Consider the following 15832-nt stretch of genomic DNA (forward strand, 5'->3'; position numbering starts at 1 on the left):
AAGCAGGGTCAAAAACCTCACCGGCCTGCCGTGGGGTAATCGCGATTCCTGACTCCGAGCACCACATCATGACGGATCAACCGCTGGCGTTGATCGAGGCCATCCGCTCGTTGCTCTTACAAGTCAACCCTACATGGAAAAAGCCCGGTAGATTTATGTCTACCGGGCTTTGCTTTTGGAGGCGCTCCTGGCAGATCAGTCGATCTGGAGCGCGACCGCCGTGGCCTCGCCGCCCGCCAGGCAGATGCTGGCGATACCGCGTTTCAGTTGGCGTTCACGCAGTGCATGCAGCAATGTGACCAGAATACGTGCGCCGGAGGCGCCGATCGGATGGCCCAGGGCGCAGGCACCGCCGTTCACGTTGACCTCGTGGTGCGGAAGATCGAGGCTCTTCATCGTTGCCATGGCCACGACTGCGAAGGCTTCGTTGATCTCGAACAGATCGACGTCGGCCAGGTTCCAGCCGGTCTTTTCCGACAGGAGGCGCAGAGCGCCCGTAGGAGCGGTCGGGAACAGATGCGGCTGGTGCGAGTGTGTCGTGTGGCTCACGATCGTCGCGAGCGGCTGGAGGCCGCGTATCCCGGCCTCAGAACGACGCATCAGCAGCAGTGCTGCCGCGCCATCGGAAATCGACGACGAATTCGCTGCCGTAACCGTACCATCGGCACGAAACGCCGGTTTGAGCCCCGGGATCTTGTCCAGGCGTGCTTTGCCAGGCTGCTCATCGATCGAGACGACCTTCTGTGCCTTACCAACGTTGACCTCGAGGGGAGTGATTTCTGCTTCAAACTTGCCATTGGCGATGGCCTGCTGTGCACGGGTCAGCGATTCGATTGCGAACGCGTCTTGGGCTTCGCGGGTGAACCCGAATGCCGACGCACAGTCTTCGGCGAACGTGCCCATCAGACGGCCCTTGTCGTACGCGTCTTCAAGGCCATCGAGGAACATGTGATCGAGCACCTGGCCATGGCCCATGCGCATGCCCGGCCGGGCCTTCGGGAGCAGGTAGGGCGCGTTGCTCATGCTTTCCATGCCGCCGGCAACCATGACGTTGCCCTGGCCTGCAAGAAGCAGATCGTGGGCCAGCATGACAGCCTTCATGCCGGAGCCACACATCTTGTTGACGGTCGTGGCACCCGTCGAGACGGGAAGGCCTGCCGTCAGGGTAGCTTGACGGGCGGGAGCCTGACCCAGGCCTGCCGGAAGCACACAGCCCATGAACACTTCATCGACCTGATCTGCGGCCAGTCCAGCGCGTTCAACCGCTGCACGAATCGCGGCGCCGCCGAGTTCCGTCGTCGTCACGGATGCGAAGACACCCTGGAAGCCGCCCATGGGGGTACGGGCCGCACTGACGATTACAACCGGGTCCGCATTCATCATCTTGGATTCCTTGTTTGGATTAGCGTGCTGCCATACGAACGGCACCGTCGAGACGGATCACTTCGCCATTCAGCATCATGTTTTCGACGACATGACAAACGAGCGAAGCGAATTCCTCCGGTTCACCGAATCGCGGAGGGAACGGAACGTTTGACGCCAGAGAGGCCTGCACTTCGGCGCTCATTCCGGAGACCATCGGCGTTTTGAAGATGCCGGGGGCGATCGTCATCACGCGGATGCCAAAGCGGGCAAGCTCACGTGCGATCGGGAGCGTCATACCGACGATGCCGCTCTTGGATGCTGCGTAAGCTGCCTGTCCGATCTGGCCGTCAAATGCCGCGATAGAGGCCGTGTTGATGATCACGCCACGCTCGCCACCTTCCAGCGGTTTCTGCTTCGACATTGCGTCAGCGGCAAGACGGATCATGTTGAACGAGCCGATCAGATTGACAGCGATCGTGCGCGAGAACTTTTCGAGATCATGCGGACCTTCGCGACCCACGACGCGGGCACCGAGTTCGATACCGGCACAGTTCACCAGTGCATCGATGCGACCGAACGTCGAACTTGTGGCAGCGATTGCTGTTTGGCATTGGACGTCATTGGTGACATCGACAACGGCGAAAGCAGCATTGGCACCCAATTCGTTCGCAAATGCGGTGAGCGGCTCTTCACGGATATCCAGGAGCATTACCTTGCCGCCCCTGGCGACTACCGTACGTGCCACTGCGGCACCCAAGCCCGAGGCACCGCCCGTGATGACAAAAACGCTATTGGGAATATTCATAATTATTGTGCTTCGGGAAGACAAAGACTTTTAGGAAGAAGGGCACACCCCGCCAGGAATATGCGCCTCTGTACAGCAGTCGATCGCCTACTCGGGCTGAATGCCCGCGTCCGTCACGACCTTGCCCCACTTCGCGTATTCGGTGTGGATAGCCTGGTCGAAGGCCTGCGGGGTCGCACTCGGATTCGGCTCATAGCCCAGGGACTGGAGTTTCTTCGCGACGTCCGGTTGTGCGAGAACCTGCGCGAGTTGCTTGTTCAGAGCAGCCACGATTTGCGGGGGCGTGCCCTTCGGGGCGACGAGGCCGAGCCAACCAGCCGCTTCGTAACCGGGCACGCCAGCTTCGGCAACGGTTGGAACGTTCGGGAGCAGGGAGGAGCGCTTGCTGTCCAGCACGGCGACCGGTACCAGCTTGCCGCCCTGGATGCTGCCGAGTTGTGCGCCGATCGTGTCAACCATCAGAGTCACGCGGCCTGCCATCACGTCAATAGCCGCGGGGGCACCGCCGCGATAGGAAACGACGCCGATATCGACACCGGCTTTCGCGTTGAAGAGACGCTGTGCCAGTTCGAACGCCTTTGCACCTTGACCCGACTTGATCCGGCCGGGTTGTGCCTTCGCTTGCGAGATGATGTTCTTGACGGTGGGGTCCTTGAACTCCGGCGACGACAGCATGACCATCGGGGCTTTCGCAATCATGCCGATCGGGGCAAACGAGTTGAGCGGATCATACGGGACGTTCTTTTGCAGGTGCGGGCCGGTAACCATCGTGCCCGAGACCGATACGCCGATCACGTAGCCATCGGGAGTCGCATTCGCGACGTATGCCATCCCGAGCATGCCGCCGGCTCCCGGTTTGTTTTCGACGATGAAGTTCTGTTTATCGAGTTGGCTGAGGCCACTGGCGATCAGACGGCCGACAATATCCGATGCGCCGCCCGGCGTATAACCGACGATCACATGGACCGGGTGTGACGGATAGTCTTCTGCACGGGCACCCGTCGAAAAGGCGACGAGAGCGCCAAGAACCACGGCTGCTGTTTTGGCGAGGGGGTACATTAGTTTTGCTCCTGGTTTATTTCAGGTTTTGCCCGGCCTGTTTTATCAAGCCAGGAAAAAGATCATGGAAAAGAACGCGCACACGGCCTACGTTCTTTTATTTAGATGATTTTAATTCGTCGCACGCAGGTTGATCGTCTTCGACAGTCGCTCGATAACTGCGTAATCACGGTCGGCCTGTCGTCCGAGATCTTCCGGAGTGCCACCGGCCGGGGCAACCCCGAGGGCAGACAGCTTTGCGATGACGTCGGGATCATGAAGCATGGCGTTGAGCGTCTCGTTTATCTTCTCGACGACCGGGCGGGGCGTGCCCTTCGTCGTGTACACGCAGTACCACGGTGCCATTTCGTAGTTCGGGAAACCCGACTCCATCATCGTCGGCAGATTCGGCAGCAGGGGCGAGCGGTTACGCGAGGTAACCGCCAACGCCTTGAGCTTCCCGCTCTTGATGAACTCGATACCGCCCGAGATCTGGTCGATTACGAAATCGACCCGGCCGCCCATCAGATCGACCAGCATCGGGGCCGCACCACGGTACGGCACGTGGATTGCCTTGGCATGCGCCTGTTGAACGAACAGTTCGCCCGAGATGTGCCCGCTGGCACCCAAGCCAGGGCTACCGAACTTCATCTTGCCCGGATTTTTGCGCAGCAATTCGGCCAGGTCTTGCACCGTGTTGACCGGCAGATCCGGTCGCACCATCACGACATTCGGAATATCTGCCAACTTGATAACGGGAATGAGGTTCTTCGGATCGTACGGCAGGTTCGGATACGTGAACTGGTTAGTCACGACCGTGCCAATGGATGCGATCAGCAGGTTGTAGCCGTCAGGCTTGGCCCTCGCTACTTGCCCCATGCCGATGATGCCGGTGGCGCCGGGCACGTTATTGACGATTGCCTGGGCACCGAGGCGTTGGGTCAGCTGCTGCGCAACCATGCGACCGAGAATATCGGTCGTACCGCCGGCAGGGAAGGGCACCATCACTTGAATCGGTTGCGAGGGCCACTTATCGTCATTCGCTTGAGCGAACTTCGGGGCGGTCATGGCGAGACCACACAGGGCCACCGCTGCTGAAAATTGTCTGCGGTTCATTTTCATAAAAAACGTCTCCTTTTTATAAGATATTGGGCCACGGTAATCACCGTGGCCCAAGTTATCGCGCTATACCGCTGCATCGAGACCGAACTGACGACGAACAATCTGCGATTCGTCGTTGCCATCACGCTTGCCCAAGATCCAGCCTTTCTTCGGTTGTAGCGCCATGACCTTCACTTCATCGAGACGCTTCCAGTCCTGGATCAGCGTACGCTCCGCGATCCTCCACTGGCCGTCACGACGCTCGAAGCGGTCGAGATAGCGCGACGACGTGAACACATCGACGTACGAACCTTCGGCGCCCGATGCACCGCCGGTGAACTGTGCGATCTGAGCCTTCGCTTCCGGTGGATATTGCTGGATCGTTCGCACATACGTTTCGACGATCGCCACGTCTTCGCTGGCGAAATCGATCAGCATGTTGCCGATGAAGTGGCTGCTGAAGGGAATGGCCTTGTGACGTTCGAGCACCCAATCAACGAGGCCTTCGACCGGGCCGATATACGGACCGTGGCTGTCCGTTGCCCCGTCGTGGAAGACGGCGAGCATGCCCTGGCGGTCGAGTCGGTCCACCGCGTGACACCACTGAGCCATCACGTGCTGGATGATCATCCGGTCAACGACGCGGGCCGGGGAAAAGGCTTCGTTTTGCGACATTTCTATTTGTCTCCTTCCATGAATCCCGTTATTCCGACCACCACGTCGCGATATCTTTCGCGAGCGCAGTGCCCTGTTCATACCCTGCTTCAGCCGCAGGTCCACGACGTGCAGGATCGAGCACGTTGTTGCCGAATGCCAGAAGCGATGCAGTGTCAGGCACAATAACTCGCGCACTTGCACCACGTGCTTCGATTGCAGCGACTTCTGCACGCAAATGGCCGCTGACGGGATTGCTATCGGAGTAGCCGAGAGGTGCAAGCACCAGAACCCGGCTCGATGCTTCCGCCACCCAGGCATTCGTCATCGAAGCAATACCGCCGTCCATGTAATACGCGTCTTCGATCGGAACGGGAGGCCATACTCCGGGCACTGCGCAACTCGCTGCCACTGCATCGATGAGTGCGCAACCACTTGCTGAATCGAACACACGCGGCACGCCGCTGTCGGTATCGACAGCGATCAGACGCAGCGTTCGATCCGGCCACTCAGTGCTTGACAGGCGGGAGGCAATGATCGCGCGACGGGCTTCCACTGTGGGTGTTTCACTTCGTCGTGCGAACGCGCCAATGCGTTTGCGAGCGGCAACCAGATCACCGTTCACCTTTTCCATCAGCTTGCAGTTGGCAGCATCAGCTTCTTCCTGCGAATACGGCCTAAACTGCTCCCCGGAATCGGGCGTCGGATGCCGCTGCTGCATGAACATATCGAAAGCTTTGGCGCCACACGCGATTTGCGTCGCGATGACGGAACCTGCCGAGGTTCCGACCAGCACGTCAGCATTCGATATCCGGGCACCGGTCTTTTCGAGACCATAGACGATGCCGGCGGACCACGCGATACCAACGACGCCCCCACCACCGAAGACAGCCGCTCTGTCAAGAGTGCTGTTCATCAGATGATGCCCGTCTGCTTGAGTTGCTCGCGCTCGCTCTCGCGCATGCCCAGAAGATCGCCGTACACGTCCGCATTGTGCTGGCCGATAGTCGGTGCCGGATCGATCGGCTTCTGCGGAGCACCCGGAATACGCGGAACAACGCCTGCCATACGTACCGGCCCGATTCGCGGATTCTCGACCGGCACGATGGTCTCGCGAGCCTGGTAGTGCGGGTCCTTCATGATGTCGTCGATGCTGAGAATGAACGCGTAGGCGCACTTCGCTTCATCGAGTTTTGCGGTCAGTTCCGGCACCGGCAGCGACTTGATCCAGTCACCGACGAGATTGTTCAGTTCGTCGATATGCTGCCAACGCAACGGGTGAGTTTTGAAACGCGGATCTTCGAGCATGTCCAGACGTTCCATCGCCACGCACAGACGCTGGAAACCAGCCTCAGCGGAGCAGGTGAGAATCACGAAGCGACCGTCACTGGTCTCGAAGTGTTCGCCTGGAGCCGCAGCGAAGTGCTTGTTACCACGCGGCTTACGCACGACGCCCAATCGATCGTATTCGGGCACCAGCACTTCGGTGAAGCGAATAACGGATTCGTACATTGCCAGGTCGATTTCCTGGCCCGGGCCACCTAGTACGTCGCGATTGTAGAGCGCCATCATCAGGCTAAACGCGCCCAGGATCGCGGTCTGATAGTCCGCCGTCGAGGTGCCGATACGGACCGGCGGGCGGTCCGGATAACCGGTGATGCCCATCAGGCCGCCGAATGCCAGAGCAATGCGGTCGTAACCTGCGCGTTCCGAGTATGGGCCCGTCTGACCGAAGCCCGAGACACGCAGCATGATTAGCTTCGGGTTGTGCTTCTTCAGCGTCTCGAGATCGCAGTTCCACTTTTCGAGCGTGCCGGGGCGGAAGTTCTCAACCACCGCGTCGGCTTCCTTGACGAGGCGATACAGGATTTCCTGGCCTTCTTTTTCGCGCAGGTTGAGCGTGATCGAACGCTTGTTGCGGTTCTCGACTTCCCAATACAGGCATTCGCCTTCGACGAAAGGGCCGAGATCGCGAACCGTGTCACCCCGCTCCGGGACCTCGACCTTGATGACGTCGGCACCGAAGTCGCCGAACAGCGTGCACGCGACCGGGCCCGCGACCATCGTACCCAGGTCGAGGATACGAAGGCCGCTCAGCATGTATGGACCGGGCTGACGTTGAGTCGTCGCGGTCATTTACGCTTCCTCCGTTTCGGCGACCGCGGTCTTGAACGCGTAGTCGGAGAAATCCGCACGGCGCGTCATGTGCCAGTAGTCGTCGTTACGGAACGGCGTAGTGGCGATGATGCGGCCTTGGACATTGCGATACCAATTGGTCATGCCGGTGTGCGACCAGATCATGCGGCTGTGAGCTTCCTGAACGCGAACGTTGAATTCATCGTGGCGTTGCTTGTCCACTTCGAATTCGAAACGCAGATCCTTGCCTGCACGTTCCATTGCCTGACGCATGATGTTCAGGACATAGCTGACTTGCGTTTCCAGCAGGGCGACAACCGAACCGCCGTGGCCGAGCGCCGTGTTCGGGCCTGCCAGCATGAAGAAGTTCGGGAAGCCCGGTGCTGCAACGCCCAGATAGGCTTCGGCACCCTTGTCAGCCCACACTTCCCGGATGCTGCGGCCGCCACGGCCGACGAGGTTGAACGACGCGAGCATGTTGACTGCATCGAAGCCAGTTGCGACGATGAGGATATCGACTTCATGTGCATTACCGTTGCTGTCGATCACCTTGTTGCCTTGCACTTCGACGACGCCGCCCTGGACCAGCGAGACGTTCGGACACGTCATGGTGCGGTACCAGCCGTTGTCCATCAGCATGCGCTTGCCGAACGGCGGGTAGTCGGGCACGCAAGCGTCGAGAAGGTCTTGACGGTCGCCGAGCTGTTCCTTGATGTAGTCGATGAAGTAGGTGCGATGACGCTCGTTCGTCTTGTTGATCGAACGCTCCGGATGCGGCCATTGCGGGTCGATCTGCAACGAACCGTGGATACGGTCGTTGAAGATGTAGGCCAGACGCTGGCGATACCATTCCTGATAGAACGGAACATGCGCCAACATGAAACGCTTGTCTTGCGGGACAGCTTTACGGAATTGCTCGAACGGTGCGGCCCACTGCCTGGAACGCTGGAATACGGTCAGATGGCCGCAGCGGGGAGCGATTTCCGGCACGATCTGCATCGAGGTCGCGCCGGTGCCGATCACGGCAACACGCTTGCCTTCCAGTTTGATGTTTTCCGGCCATTGCGTCGTGTGGAAGGCCAGACCTTCGAACTTGTCCAAGCCCGGGATGATTGGCATCTTCGGCACATTCAGCAGGCCGACTGCGCTGATCAGGACGTCCGCTTCGAGGCTGTGGTTTTCGCCCTTGCTCGAAACATCAACGGTCCAACGCATCGACTTTTCGTCGTAGCGTGCTGCTTCGACGCGCGATTCGAAACGGATGTGCTGACGCAGGTTGAAGCGGTCAGCAACGCCTTCGAAGTACGTCTGGATTTCTTGCTGCAACGCGAAGTACTTCGACCAGTCGCCCTTGGCGAAAGAGTACGAATAGATGTGATTCGGTGTATCGACGCCGCAACCCGGATAATGGTTTTCGTACCACGTGCCGCCTACTTCGTTGTTCTTTTCGATCACGGTGAACGGAATGCCGGCGCCCTGGAGACGGATCGCTGCGCACAGACCGGCGACACCCGCGCCGATGATGACGACCTTGAAGTCTTCAGGCACGTTGAAGCGGCCTTTCTGGTCGATGACCATGTCTTCGTCGAGGCCGAGCCACGCGCTGATCATCGGGCCGTACGATGCCGGAATCGCTTCGCCGACGCCGAGTTGCAGCATCTGCACCAGCGTGTCCCAATCGGGACCCGCGAGCTTGACCTGACCATCAACCTTCCACTTCAGCAACGCGTTCCACGCAGCTTCGCGAATTTCGGCTTGAAGTTCTTCCGGCAGGCCGCCCGAGTCGTTTTCGTCCAACCCGCGAATGCGCGAACACTGATAGCGTTCGTCGAGCCACTTGCGGTCGCCCGTCAGATGGATCAGGACCATCAGGAGCGTCGGGAGATTTGCCGCCGGCAGAGCTTGGCGAAGACCTTCCGTCCACTCTTGATCCGAAAGCGTAGCTACTTGATGGGGATTGTGTGCCATGTGAAAGTCGTGGGGTGGTTGAGTAAGAAAAACTATTCCATCGCGAACAGAAAACGTTCACAATGAGAACCATCGCAAACGTTCGTACTGTGAACGTGACTAGGGGAAACCATGACGGATGCACCAACTGATAAACCATCTGCGGTACAGGGAACGCAATCTGTTTCGCGTGCACTGGATTTGCTTCGCCGTGTGGCAGGCCTGCATCCGGACGGCGCCACGGTGACGGATCTAGCCAAGGCCGCAGAGATCGACCGCATCACCGCCAATCGATTATTGAAAACGCTGGAACTCTCGGGGTTTGTCGAGCGAGGTGATGGCAGCAAGAGGTATCGGCTTGGCATGCAAGCCATGCAGATCGGATTGGCATCCATGAAGCGGGCGCCGCTGCTCGAAGCGTGCCGACCCATGATGAAACGACTGGCCCATATCACCGAGGACACGGTGTTTCTGGTTGTGCGCAATGGCGACTACGCACATTGCCTGCACTATGAGGAAGGGCGTTCGCCAGTGCGAACCCTGGTGCTTCAGGTGGGCGGCATGCGTGTGCTAGGCGTGGGATCTGCCGGCGTTACGCTCCTGTCGCGGGAGGACGATGCTTCGATCGAAGCCATATACAGGAGGCATGAAGAGGAATTCAGGCCCTCCGGACTGACGCTGCCCCGACTACGCGATCTTGTCGAAAAGACGCGGAAACAGGGATTCTCGGCCACAGACGGGCTCGTGCACGAAGGCGTGTCAGGTGTGGGCGTAAGCTTTGACGTCGGAGAGGACGGATACGCGGCGATCTCGGTCGCTGCCTTGTCGAGCAAGATGAACTATGAGCGCAAGATGTGGGTTACCCGGACGGTTGTCACGGAACTACGGGCCGCCGGATTTACTCCTTCAGCGAAGTTGACCGAATAGGATCTTGCATCCCGTATGTGGGCGCTGACGTTGCCGAGATGGTCGAGTAAGATCGCGTGATGAAAAATGGTCCGATCCGTCAGCACTGCGCGCTCAAGGGACACTTGCTACGCGTGTCGCTCTATCGCAAACAGCTCACGGCGCGCTTGTCGCGTGGCGTCATTTCACAGAGCTTACCCAAGCTACGTCCGCTTTCTGAAAGCGCGGGCTACCTCTGAGTCATTGCGTCGCGAACACCTCAACGTGACAACGCCCTTCGCGATCAAAGTGGCGGCCGTTGAACAATCCGTCAATGTCTTTCAGCCTACGCATCGGCTCGCACTCGTCAAAAACTCGAGCGCAACAGACCGACGCATCCGAATTGCATCACAACCCGGATTACGGTAGTAACGTAGCGTATCGCGCGGTTTGCCTTCTCAGCGGTGCCTCTCCCAACTTCCGTTCCCGCCGCACCTTGGCATAAACCCTGGCCGAGATCCCCGAATCTGTACCTTGACAGCAAATTCTCTTCGCTCAATACTTTGTCCGTACAAAGTGACAATCACCGAACAAAGTCGATCGAAACTGGAGACGCAGGCAATGGACGTGAAACGAGAGCAGGTTGGCGAAACTCGCCGCATCCGCGCCAGCTACGGGCGCTATCTGGAAGACTTCGAAATCGGCGACATCTACGAACACCGGCCCGGACGCACGATCACCGAGGCCGACAACATTCATTTTTCGCTGCTGACGATGAACTTCCATCCAATGCATTGCGATGCCGCCCATGCCGCGAAGAGCGAGTTCGGCCAACTGCTCGTCAATAGTGGTCTGACCGTGGCCATCGTGCTCGGCATGACGGTCAACGACGTGAGCGGCAAGGCGATTGCCAATCTTGGCTGGAAGGAGATCAATCTCACGGCTCCTGTGTTTTGCGGCGATACGCTCTATGCGGAGTCCGAAGTGCTAGAGAAACGCGAGTCGCGTTCGCGTCCAACTCAGGGGATCGTCACCGTGCATACACGCGCGTTCAACCAGAACGGCGTGCAGGTGATGGATTTCGTGCGCAGTGCGTTGATTCCGAAGCGTGGTCACGGCGTCGGCGACTGATTTGCGCGGCCTTCACGGTGCGCGGCGCGCCGTACTCGAATCACCTTGTGCGCAGCGCCAGGGCGCTGCGGCTTTTCTCGCCGGACGGCATTGATTGCAGGGGGAGATGGGCATGTCGAATGAAAGTCGCGCGGATTTCAATGTCGGGGCTCACGCGTGGGTGGAGCAGTTTGGCTCCGCGGCGCTGAGTTCCGGCCCTGCCGGTTCGCTGGTCGAGGCAGCGCGCGCAACCGTGCGGGCGGTTGCCGATGCGGCGCAATCGCTCGACTGGCTCGAAGCCGACGCGTTCACGCACACTTTGCAAAACCTGGAGCCGGGTCATGAGCGCTGAGACATTCCCGCTGTCGACGCAAACATGCGAGCACCGCACGGCAGCCGCGCTGCGCGAAGCGGAACGAGCGGGTCAGCGAGGTGGTTTCGTGCGGCTGCGCGAAGAGGCCGCATTATCGCAAGCGCGCGCAGTCGACCGGCAACGCGCCGAGGGCGTGCATGCCCGCCGTTTGCAGGGCGCGCCGCTCGCGCACAAGGACATGTTCTTCCGCGCCGGCGAATTGAGCGAATGCGGCAGCCGTATTCTCGCGGGCCATCGCGCCTCACATACGGCCACGGTGCTACGGCGACTCGACGCGGCGGGCGCAATCGATCTCGGCGCCTTGCACATGGCCGAGTTCGCGATGAGCCCCACCGGCTTCAATGCGCATCTGGGTCATGGCCGCAATGCATGGTCCGACGCGCATGTGAGCGGCGGATCGTCGAGTGGTAGCGGCATTGCGGTAGCGCTCGGCCTGGTGGCGGGCGCGCTAGCTTCCGATACGGGCGGCTCGGTGCGCATTCCTGCGGCTGTGAACGGCGTTACGGGGATGAAGCCAACGCAGCACGCGATCTCGATGCAAGGTGTGATGCCGCTTTCGCCGAGTCTCGATTGTGTAGGCGTCCTCGCACGCACGGCGCAGGACGCCGCCTCGATGCTCCAGGCGATCTGGGATGCCGATGCCACAGACCCGCACTGCCTCGCGACCGGCACACGGGATTTTGAACGCTCGATAGAGCGGCCATTGACGCGCGACGACATCATCGCCGTGCCCGCTTTCGACGACGGTGCACCCGTCTCGGACGAAGTGCGCGCGGCGGTATTGCGCGTTGCCGATGCGCTTGCGTCTTGCGGCGCGACGATCCGCAAGGTGGAAATGCCTGACCTGCGCGAAGCGGGCGCGCTCGCGACGCTGGTGCTCGGCGCGGAAGCGGCCTCCATTCACGCCAAATGGCTGCGCGAGTGCCGAGGCGGCTATGGCGAGCAGGTGCTTCGCCGTCTCGAACGCGGCCTACTGTATCCCGCCACGCGCTATGTCGACGCATTGCGGTTGCGCGCGCGCTCTATGGCGCAGTTCGTCGAGCGCCACCTCGGCGGTGCCCATGCCTTGCTGCTGCCGGCGCTGCCCTATGCAGTGCCGACGATCGAGGAGACGCTCGAAGGCGACGCCGGCGAAATCGAGCGACGTTTCGGCGACTTCTCATACTGGACGCGCGGCATCAACTATCTCGGCTTGCCTGGTATGAGTGTGCCCGCCGGCAAGAGCGGCAATGGCATGCCGGTTGGCGTACAGCTCATCGGGCGCGCGTGGAGCGAGGACGTGTTGTTGCGCCTCGCCCACCAGTTGCAGCGGCGTACCGGCTGGCACTTGCCTTCCATACTTTCTCACCCACGAGCCGTCTGAAGCAGGACGATAATTTTTCATTAAAAGCAACATGCAGGATAACTAATTTTATAGTGACATTCGGCATCGAATCACGCTAGCGCAGTCTGGCGGATGCCGCATCGTTCAGGAGACAACCGCATGAACGTTTCGTCTGTCAACGCAGGGGCCCGGCTAGACCGGCTGCCGCTAGCGCGCTTTCACTGGAGGATTCTCGGCCTGATCAGCGGCGGCGCGCTGCTCGATGCCTTCGACGTGTACCTCGCGGCGGGCGTGCTCGCTGCAACGGTGAAGTCGGGCTTCTCGACGCTCGCGAGCAATGCCGCATTCATCTCGGCCACGTTCTTCGGCATGCTGATCGGTTCGGCCCTGGCCGGCTGGGTGGGCGACCGCTTCGGCCGCCGCTATTCGTATCAGATTAATCTCGCGGTGTTCGGCATTGCGTCGCTGCTCGCGTGCTTTGCGCCGAACATCGAAACGCTGATCGTATTGCGCTTTCTGATGGGCATCGGACTTGGCGCCGAGCTTGTGGTTGCCGCAGGCACACTTTGCGAATTCGTGCCACCCGCGTATCGCGGACGCTGGATCTCGCTCATGGGCCTCCTGATCAACTCAGGTCTTCTGATCGCCACGAGCGTCGGCTATCTGGTGATTCCGAACCTCGGCTGGCGCTGGATGTTTGCGATTGCCGGCGCAGGTGCGATCGCAATCTGGATCATGCGCAAACGCATGCCGGAATCGCCACGCTGGCTGGAGTCGGTGGGGCGCGTTGCCGAAGCGGAAGCTACGCTCGCTGAAATCGAGGCGCAGATCGAGCGCGAAACCGGCAAGCTGCCGCCCGTGCTCGGCACGCAAGCCGTCACGCCGCGCCATCTGCCGCTCTCGGTGCTGTTCTCGCGGCCAGTGGTAGGCCGCACGCTGGTGGCGGCGCTGGTGTGCGTGGCGGTCAATGTCTCGGTGTATGGCTTCGTTGCCTGGCTGCCCACGTTCTTCGTCAAGCAGGGGCTGACGGTAGTGCAGTCGCTCGGCTTTGTCACGCTGATGGCGTTCGGCGCGCCCGGCGGTGCGGTAGTCGGCTATCTGGTCGGTGACCGGCTTGGGCGGCAGCGCGGCTTGATCGTGTTTTCGCTGGCGACCATCGTCCTCGGCTTTCTCTATCCGCAGATGCGCGATCCCGTCGCGATCTCGGTCACAGGTTTCGCGCTAGTCACGTCGATCTATACCTTTGTGACGCTCGGTCTCTACGGCTATATCCCCGAGTTGTTCCCTACGGCGTTCCGGCTGCGCGGCACGGGTTTCGCGGGCGTGTGCGGCCGCGCTGCTTCGATGTGCACGCCGTATGTGGCGGTCGCTCTGTTCCAGAACTTCGGCGTCACGGGCGTGCTCACCATGGTGATTGGCATTCTGAGCCTCTTGATCGTCGCGCTGCTGGTGCTGCGCGTGGAGACGAGCGGCCAGTCGCTCGAGGAGATCGGCACGGTGGTCGAAGAGGACGTCACGGGCATGACCGCGGCGCACGCGGATCGTTGAACTCACCCAGCCGGTGCCGCGACGGCGGCCGGCGCAACCATTGGAGACGATATGAGCACTCAGGCTCTACGCAAGGACGATCGGGAAGCGAGCACGGCGGCAGGTGGTATCTCGGGCGAGCTTGCGCAATTCGCGCTCGAACTGAAGCTCGAAGCCGCACCCGTCGCCGTGCGCGAGCGCGCCAAGCATTTGCTGCTCGATGCGATCGGTCTCGCGTATGCCGCACACGCCACCGATTTCGCGGGCGTGACGCTGGACGGACTTTCGGTGCTCGGCAAGGGCGATGCCACCGTGATCGGCTACGGCCGCGTGCTCACCGCACGCGACGCGATGGTGATGAACGGCGTGCTCGCACACGGCCTCGACTTCGACGACACGCATTCGCGCGGCGTGATTCATGCGACCGCGAGCCTCCTGCCGTGCGTATTCGGCGTGACCGATGGCCGGCCGCTCGACGGCGCGCAAGCGCTCGCCGCCTATATCGCCGGCATGGAAGCCGCCACGCGCATCGGCTCGGTGGCGAAAAGCGGCTTTCATCAGGTCGGCTTCCATCCGACCGGCGTGGTCGGCATTTTCGGCTGTGCGCTGGCGGCTTCGCGCCTGCTTGGCCTGACGCGCCAACAGGCGCAGATGGCCCAGGGCATTGCGCTTTCGATGGCGAGCGGAAGCCTTGAATTCCTGCAGGATGGCGCGTGGACCAAGCGCATGCATCCTGGCTGGGCGGCCCAATCGGCCTATACGGCGGCGGCGCTTGCGTCGCGTGGCTATGTCGGCGCATCGGCGCCTTATGAAGGGCGCTTCGGGCTGTTCTCCAGCTACCTTGGTGAGCAGCGCGGCAACGCCGACCTCTCACTCGCGACGGCCGGGCTCGGCGAGAAGTGGGAGATCGAGGAAGTCGCCATCAAGCCCGTGCCGGCCTGCCATTTCACGCACGCGTTCGCCGATGCTGGGACCGCGCTGCATCACGAATGGCAGCGGCGCGGCTATAAGTTCGCTGAACTGGTCGACCGCATTGGGCGTATTCGTGTGAAAGTGCCCGAGGGCGTCGTGAAGGTGGTGTGCGAGCCGGTGGCGAACAAGCGCCGCCCAGCCAACGCGTACGACGCTCAATTCAGCGTGCCGTATGTCACGGCGAGCGCGCTGGTGAAAGGGCGCTTCACGCTCGACGAACTGGAGGCCGCAGCGCTGCGCGACGACGCCGTGCTCGCACTGGCCGCCAAGGTCGAATACGAAATCGATCCCGACAGCACGTTCCCGCGCCACTACACCGGCGAAGTGTGCCTGGAACTGGCGAGCGGCGAAACTCTTTCGCACCGCGAGGCGATTCATCGTGGCAGCGCCGACCGGCCGCTCAGCAACGAGGAGATCGTCGCGAAGTATCGTGCGAATGCATGCCGTGCCTTGCCAGAGCATCGCGTTGAGAAGATCCGTGAAGCCGTGCTCGCGCTCGACAGGTTGCCGGCCGGCGCCTGGCATGCAGTGCTTGGCGAGGCCGTCTGAATCGTCGCGTAGAAATCCATTCAATTCGCAGTTCGGAGAAAGTTAC

The 15832-nt window shown here is 60.8% G+C and carries 14 protein-coding genes and 1 pseudogene; 7 read left to right on the forward strand and 8 right to left on the reverse strand.

Annotated features, from left to right (window positions below; translation table 11 throughout):
* Positions 1–195: 195 nt before the first annotated feature.
* From BN2476_RS00180 to BN2476_RS00215, 8 genes are all read right to left on the reverse strand, one after another.
* Positions 196–1383: an acetyl-CoA C-acyltransferase gene (locus BN2476_RS00180; protein WP_087732142.1), complete on the reverse strand. Its 1188-nt coding sequence runs from the start codon at positions 1381–1383 to the stop codon at positions 196–198.
* 19 nt (positions 1384–1402) lie between these two features.
* Positions 1403–2170 (reverse strand): 3-hydroxyacyl-CoA dehydrogenase, encoded by a 768-nt coding sequence (locus BN2476_RS00185; protein ID WP_087732143.1) that lies wholly within the window; start codon positions 2168–2170, stop codon positions 1403–1405.
* 87 nt (positions 2171–2257) lie between these two features.
* Positions 2258–3229 (reverse strand): Bug family tripartite tricarboxylate transporter substrate binding protein, encoded by a 972-nt coding sequence (locus BN2476_RS00190; RefSeq protein ID WP_087732144.1) that lies wholly within the window; start codon positions 3227–3229, stop codon positions 2258–2260.
* Between the two features lie 111 nt (positions 3230–3340).
* Positions 3341–4330: a Bug family tripartite tricarboxylate transporter substrate binding protein gene (locus BN2476_RS00195; RefSeq protein WP_087732145.1), complete on the reverse strand. Its 990-nt coding sequence runs from the start codon at positions 4328–4330 to the stop codon at positions 3341–3343.
* 63 nt (positions 4331–4393) lie between these two features.
* Positions 4394–5089: a nuclear transport factor 2 family protein gene (locus tag BN2476_RS00200; RefSeq protein WP_235850644.1), complete on the reverse strand. Its 696-nt coding sequence runs from the start codon at positions 5087–5089 to the stop codon at positions 4394–4396.
* Positions 5013–5879: a patatin-like phospholipase family protein gene (locus BN2476_RS00205; RefSeq protein WP_087732147.1), complete on the reverse strand. Its 867-nt coding sequence runs from the start codon at positions 5877–5879 to the stop codon at positions 5013–5015. Before BN2476_RS00205 ends, BN2476_RS00200 begins: the two co-directional genes overlap by 77 nt.
* Positions 5879–7099 (reverse strand): CaiB/BaiF CoA transferase family protein, encoded by a 1221-nt coding sequence (locus tag BN2476_RS00210; RefSeq protein ID WP_087732148.1) that lies wholly within the window; start codon positions 7097–7099, stop codon positions 5879–5881. Before BN2476_RS00210 ends, BN2476_RS00205 begins: the two co-directional genes overlap by 1 nt.
* On the reverse strand, positions 7100–8968 hold the full coding sequence (locus tag BN2476_RS00215; protein ID WP_235850645.1) for a flavin-containing monooxygenase: 1869 nt from the start codon (positions 8966–8968) through the stop codon (positions 7100–7102).
* 210 nt (positions 8969–9178) lie between these two features.
* On the opposite strand from BN2476_RS00215, the gene BN2476_RS00220 reads away from it, so the two are divergent.
* From BN2476_RS00220 to BN2476_RS00240, 7 genes and pseudogenes are all read left to right on the forward strand, one after another.
* Positions 9179–9973 (forward strand): IclR family transcriptional regulator, encoded by a 795-nt coding sequence (locus tag BN2476_RS00220; RefSeq protein WP_087732150.1) that lies wholly within the window; start codon positions 9179–9181, stop codon positions 9971–9973.
* A 68-nt stretch (positions 9974–10041) separates the two neighbouring features.
* A pseudogene (locus BN2476_RS47910) lies at positions 10042–10172 on the forward strand (IS6 family transposase); the annotation flags it as partial.
* 380 nt (positions 10173–10552) lie between these two features.
* On the forward strand, positions 10553–11062 hold the full coding sequence (locus BN2476_RS00225) for a MaoC family dehydratase (protein ID WP_087732151.1): 510 nt from the start codon (positions 10553–10555) through the stop codon (positions 11060–11062).
* 112 nt (positions 11063–11174) lie between these two features.
* Complete coding sequence (locus BN2476_RS45240; protein ID WP_143810876.1) at positions 11175–11393, forward strand: hypothetical protein; 219 nt, start codon at positions 11175–11177, stop codon at positions 11391–11393.
* The gene (locus BN2476_RS00230; RefSeq protein ID WP_160111657.1) at positions 11383–12777 is read left to right on the forward strand and encodes an amidase; all 1395 of its coding nucleotides are present in this window, start codon (positions 11383–11385) and stop codon (positions 12775–12777) included. Before BN2476_RS45240 ends, BN2476_RS00230 begins: the two co-directional genes overlap by 11 nt.
* 120 nt (positions 12778–12897) lie before the next feature.
* On the forward strand, positions 12898–14286 hold the full coding sequence (locus BN2476_RS00235) for an MFS transporter (protein WP_087732174.1): 1389 nt from the start codon (positions 12898–12900) through the stop codon (positions 14284–14286).
* Between the two features lie 51 nt (positions 14287–14337).
* Positions 14338–15786, forward strand: coding sequence for an MmgE/PrpD family protein (locus BN2476_RS00240; RefSeq protein ID WP_087732153.1), 1449 nt, complete (start codon positions 14338–14340; stop codon positions 15784–15786).
* Positions 15787–15832: the final 46 nt, after the last annotated feature.

This window comes from Paraburkholderia piptadeniae (assembly GCF_900007165.1).
GTDB classification, from domain to species: domain Bacteria; phylum Pseudomonadota; class Gammaproteobacteria; order Burkholderiales; family Burkholderiaceae; genus Paraburkholderia; species Paraburkholderia piptadeniae.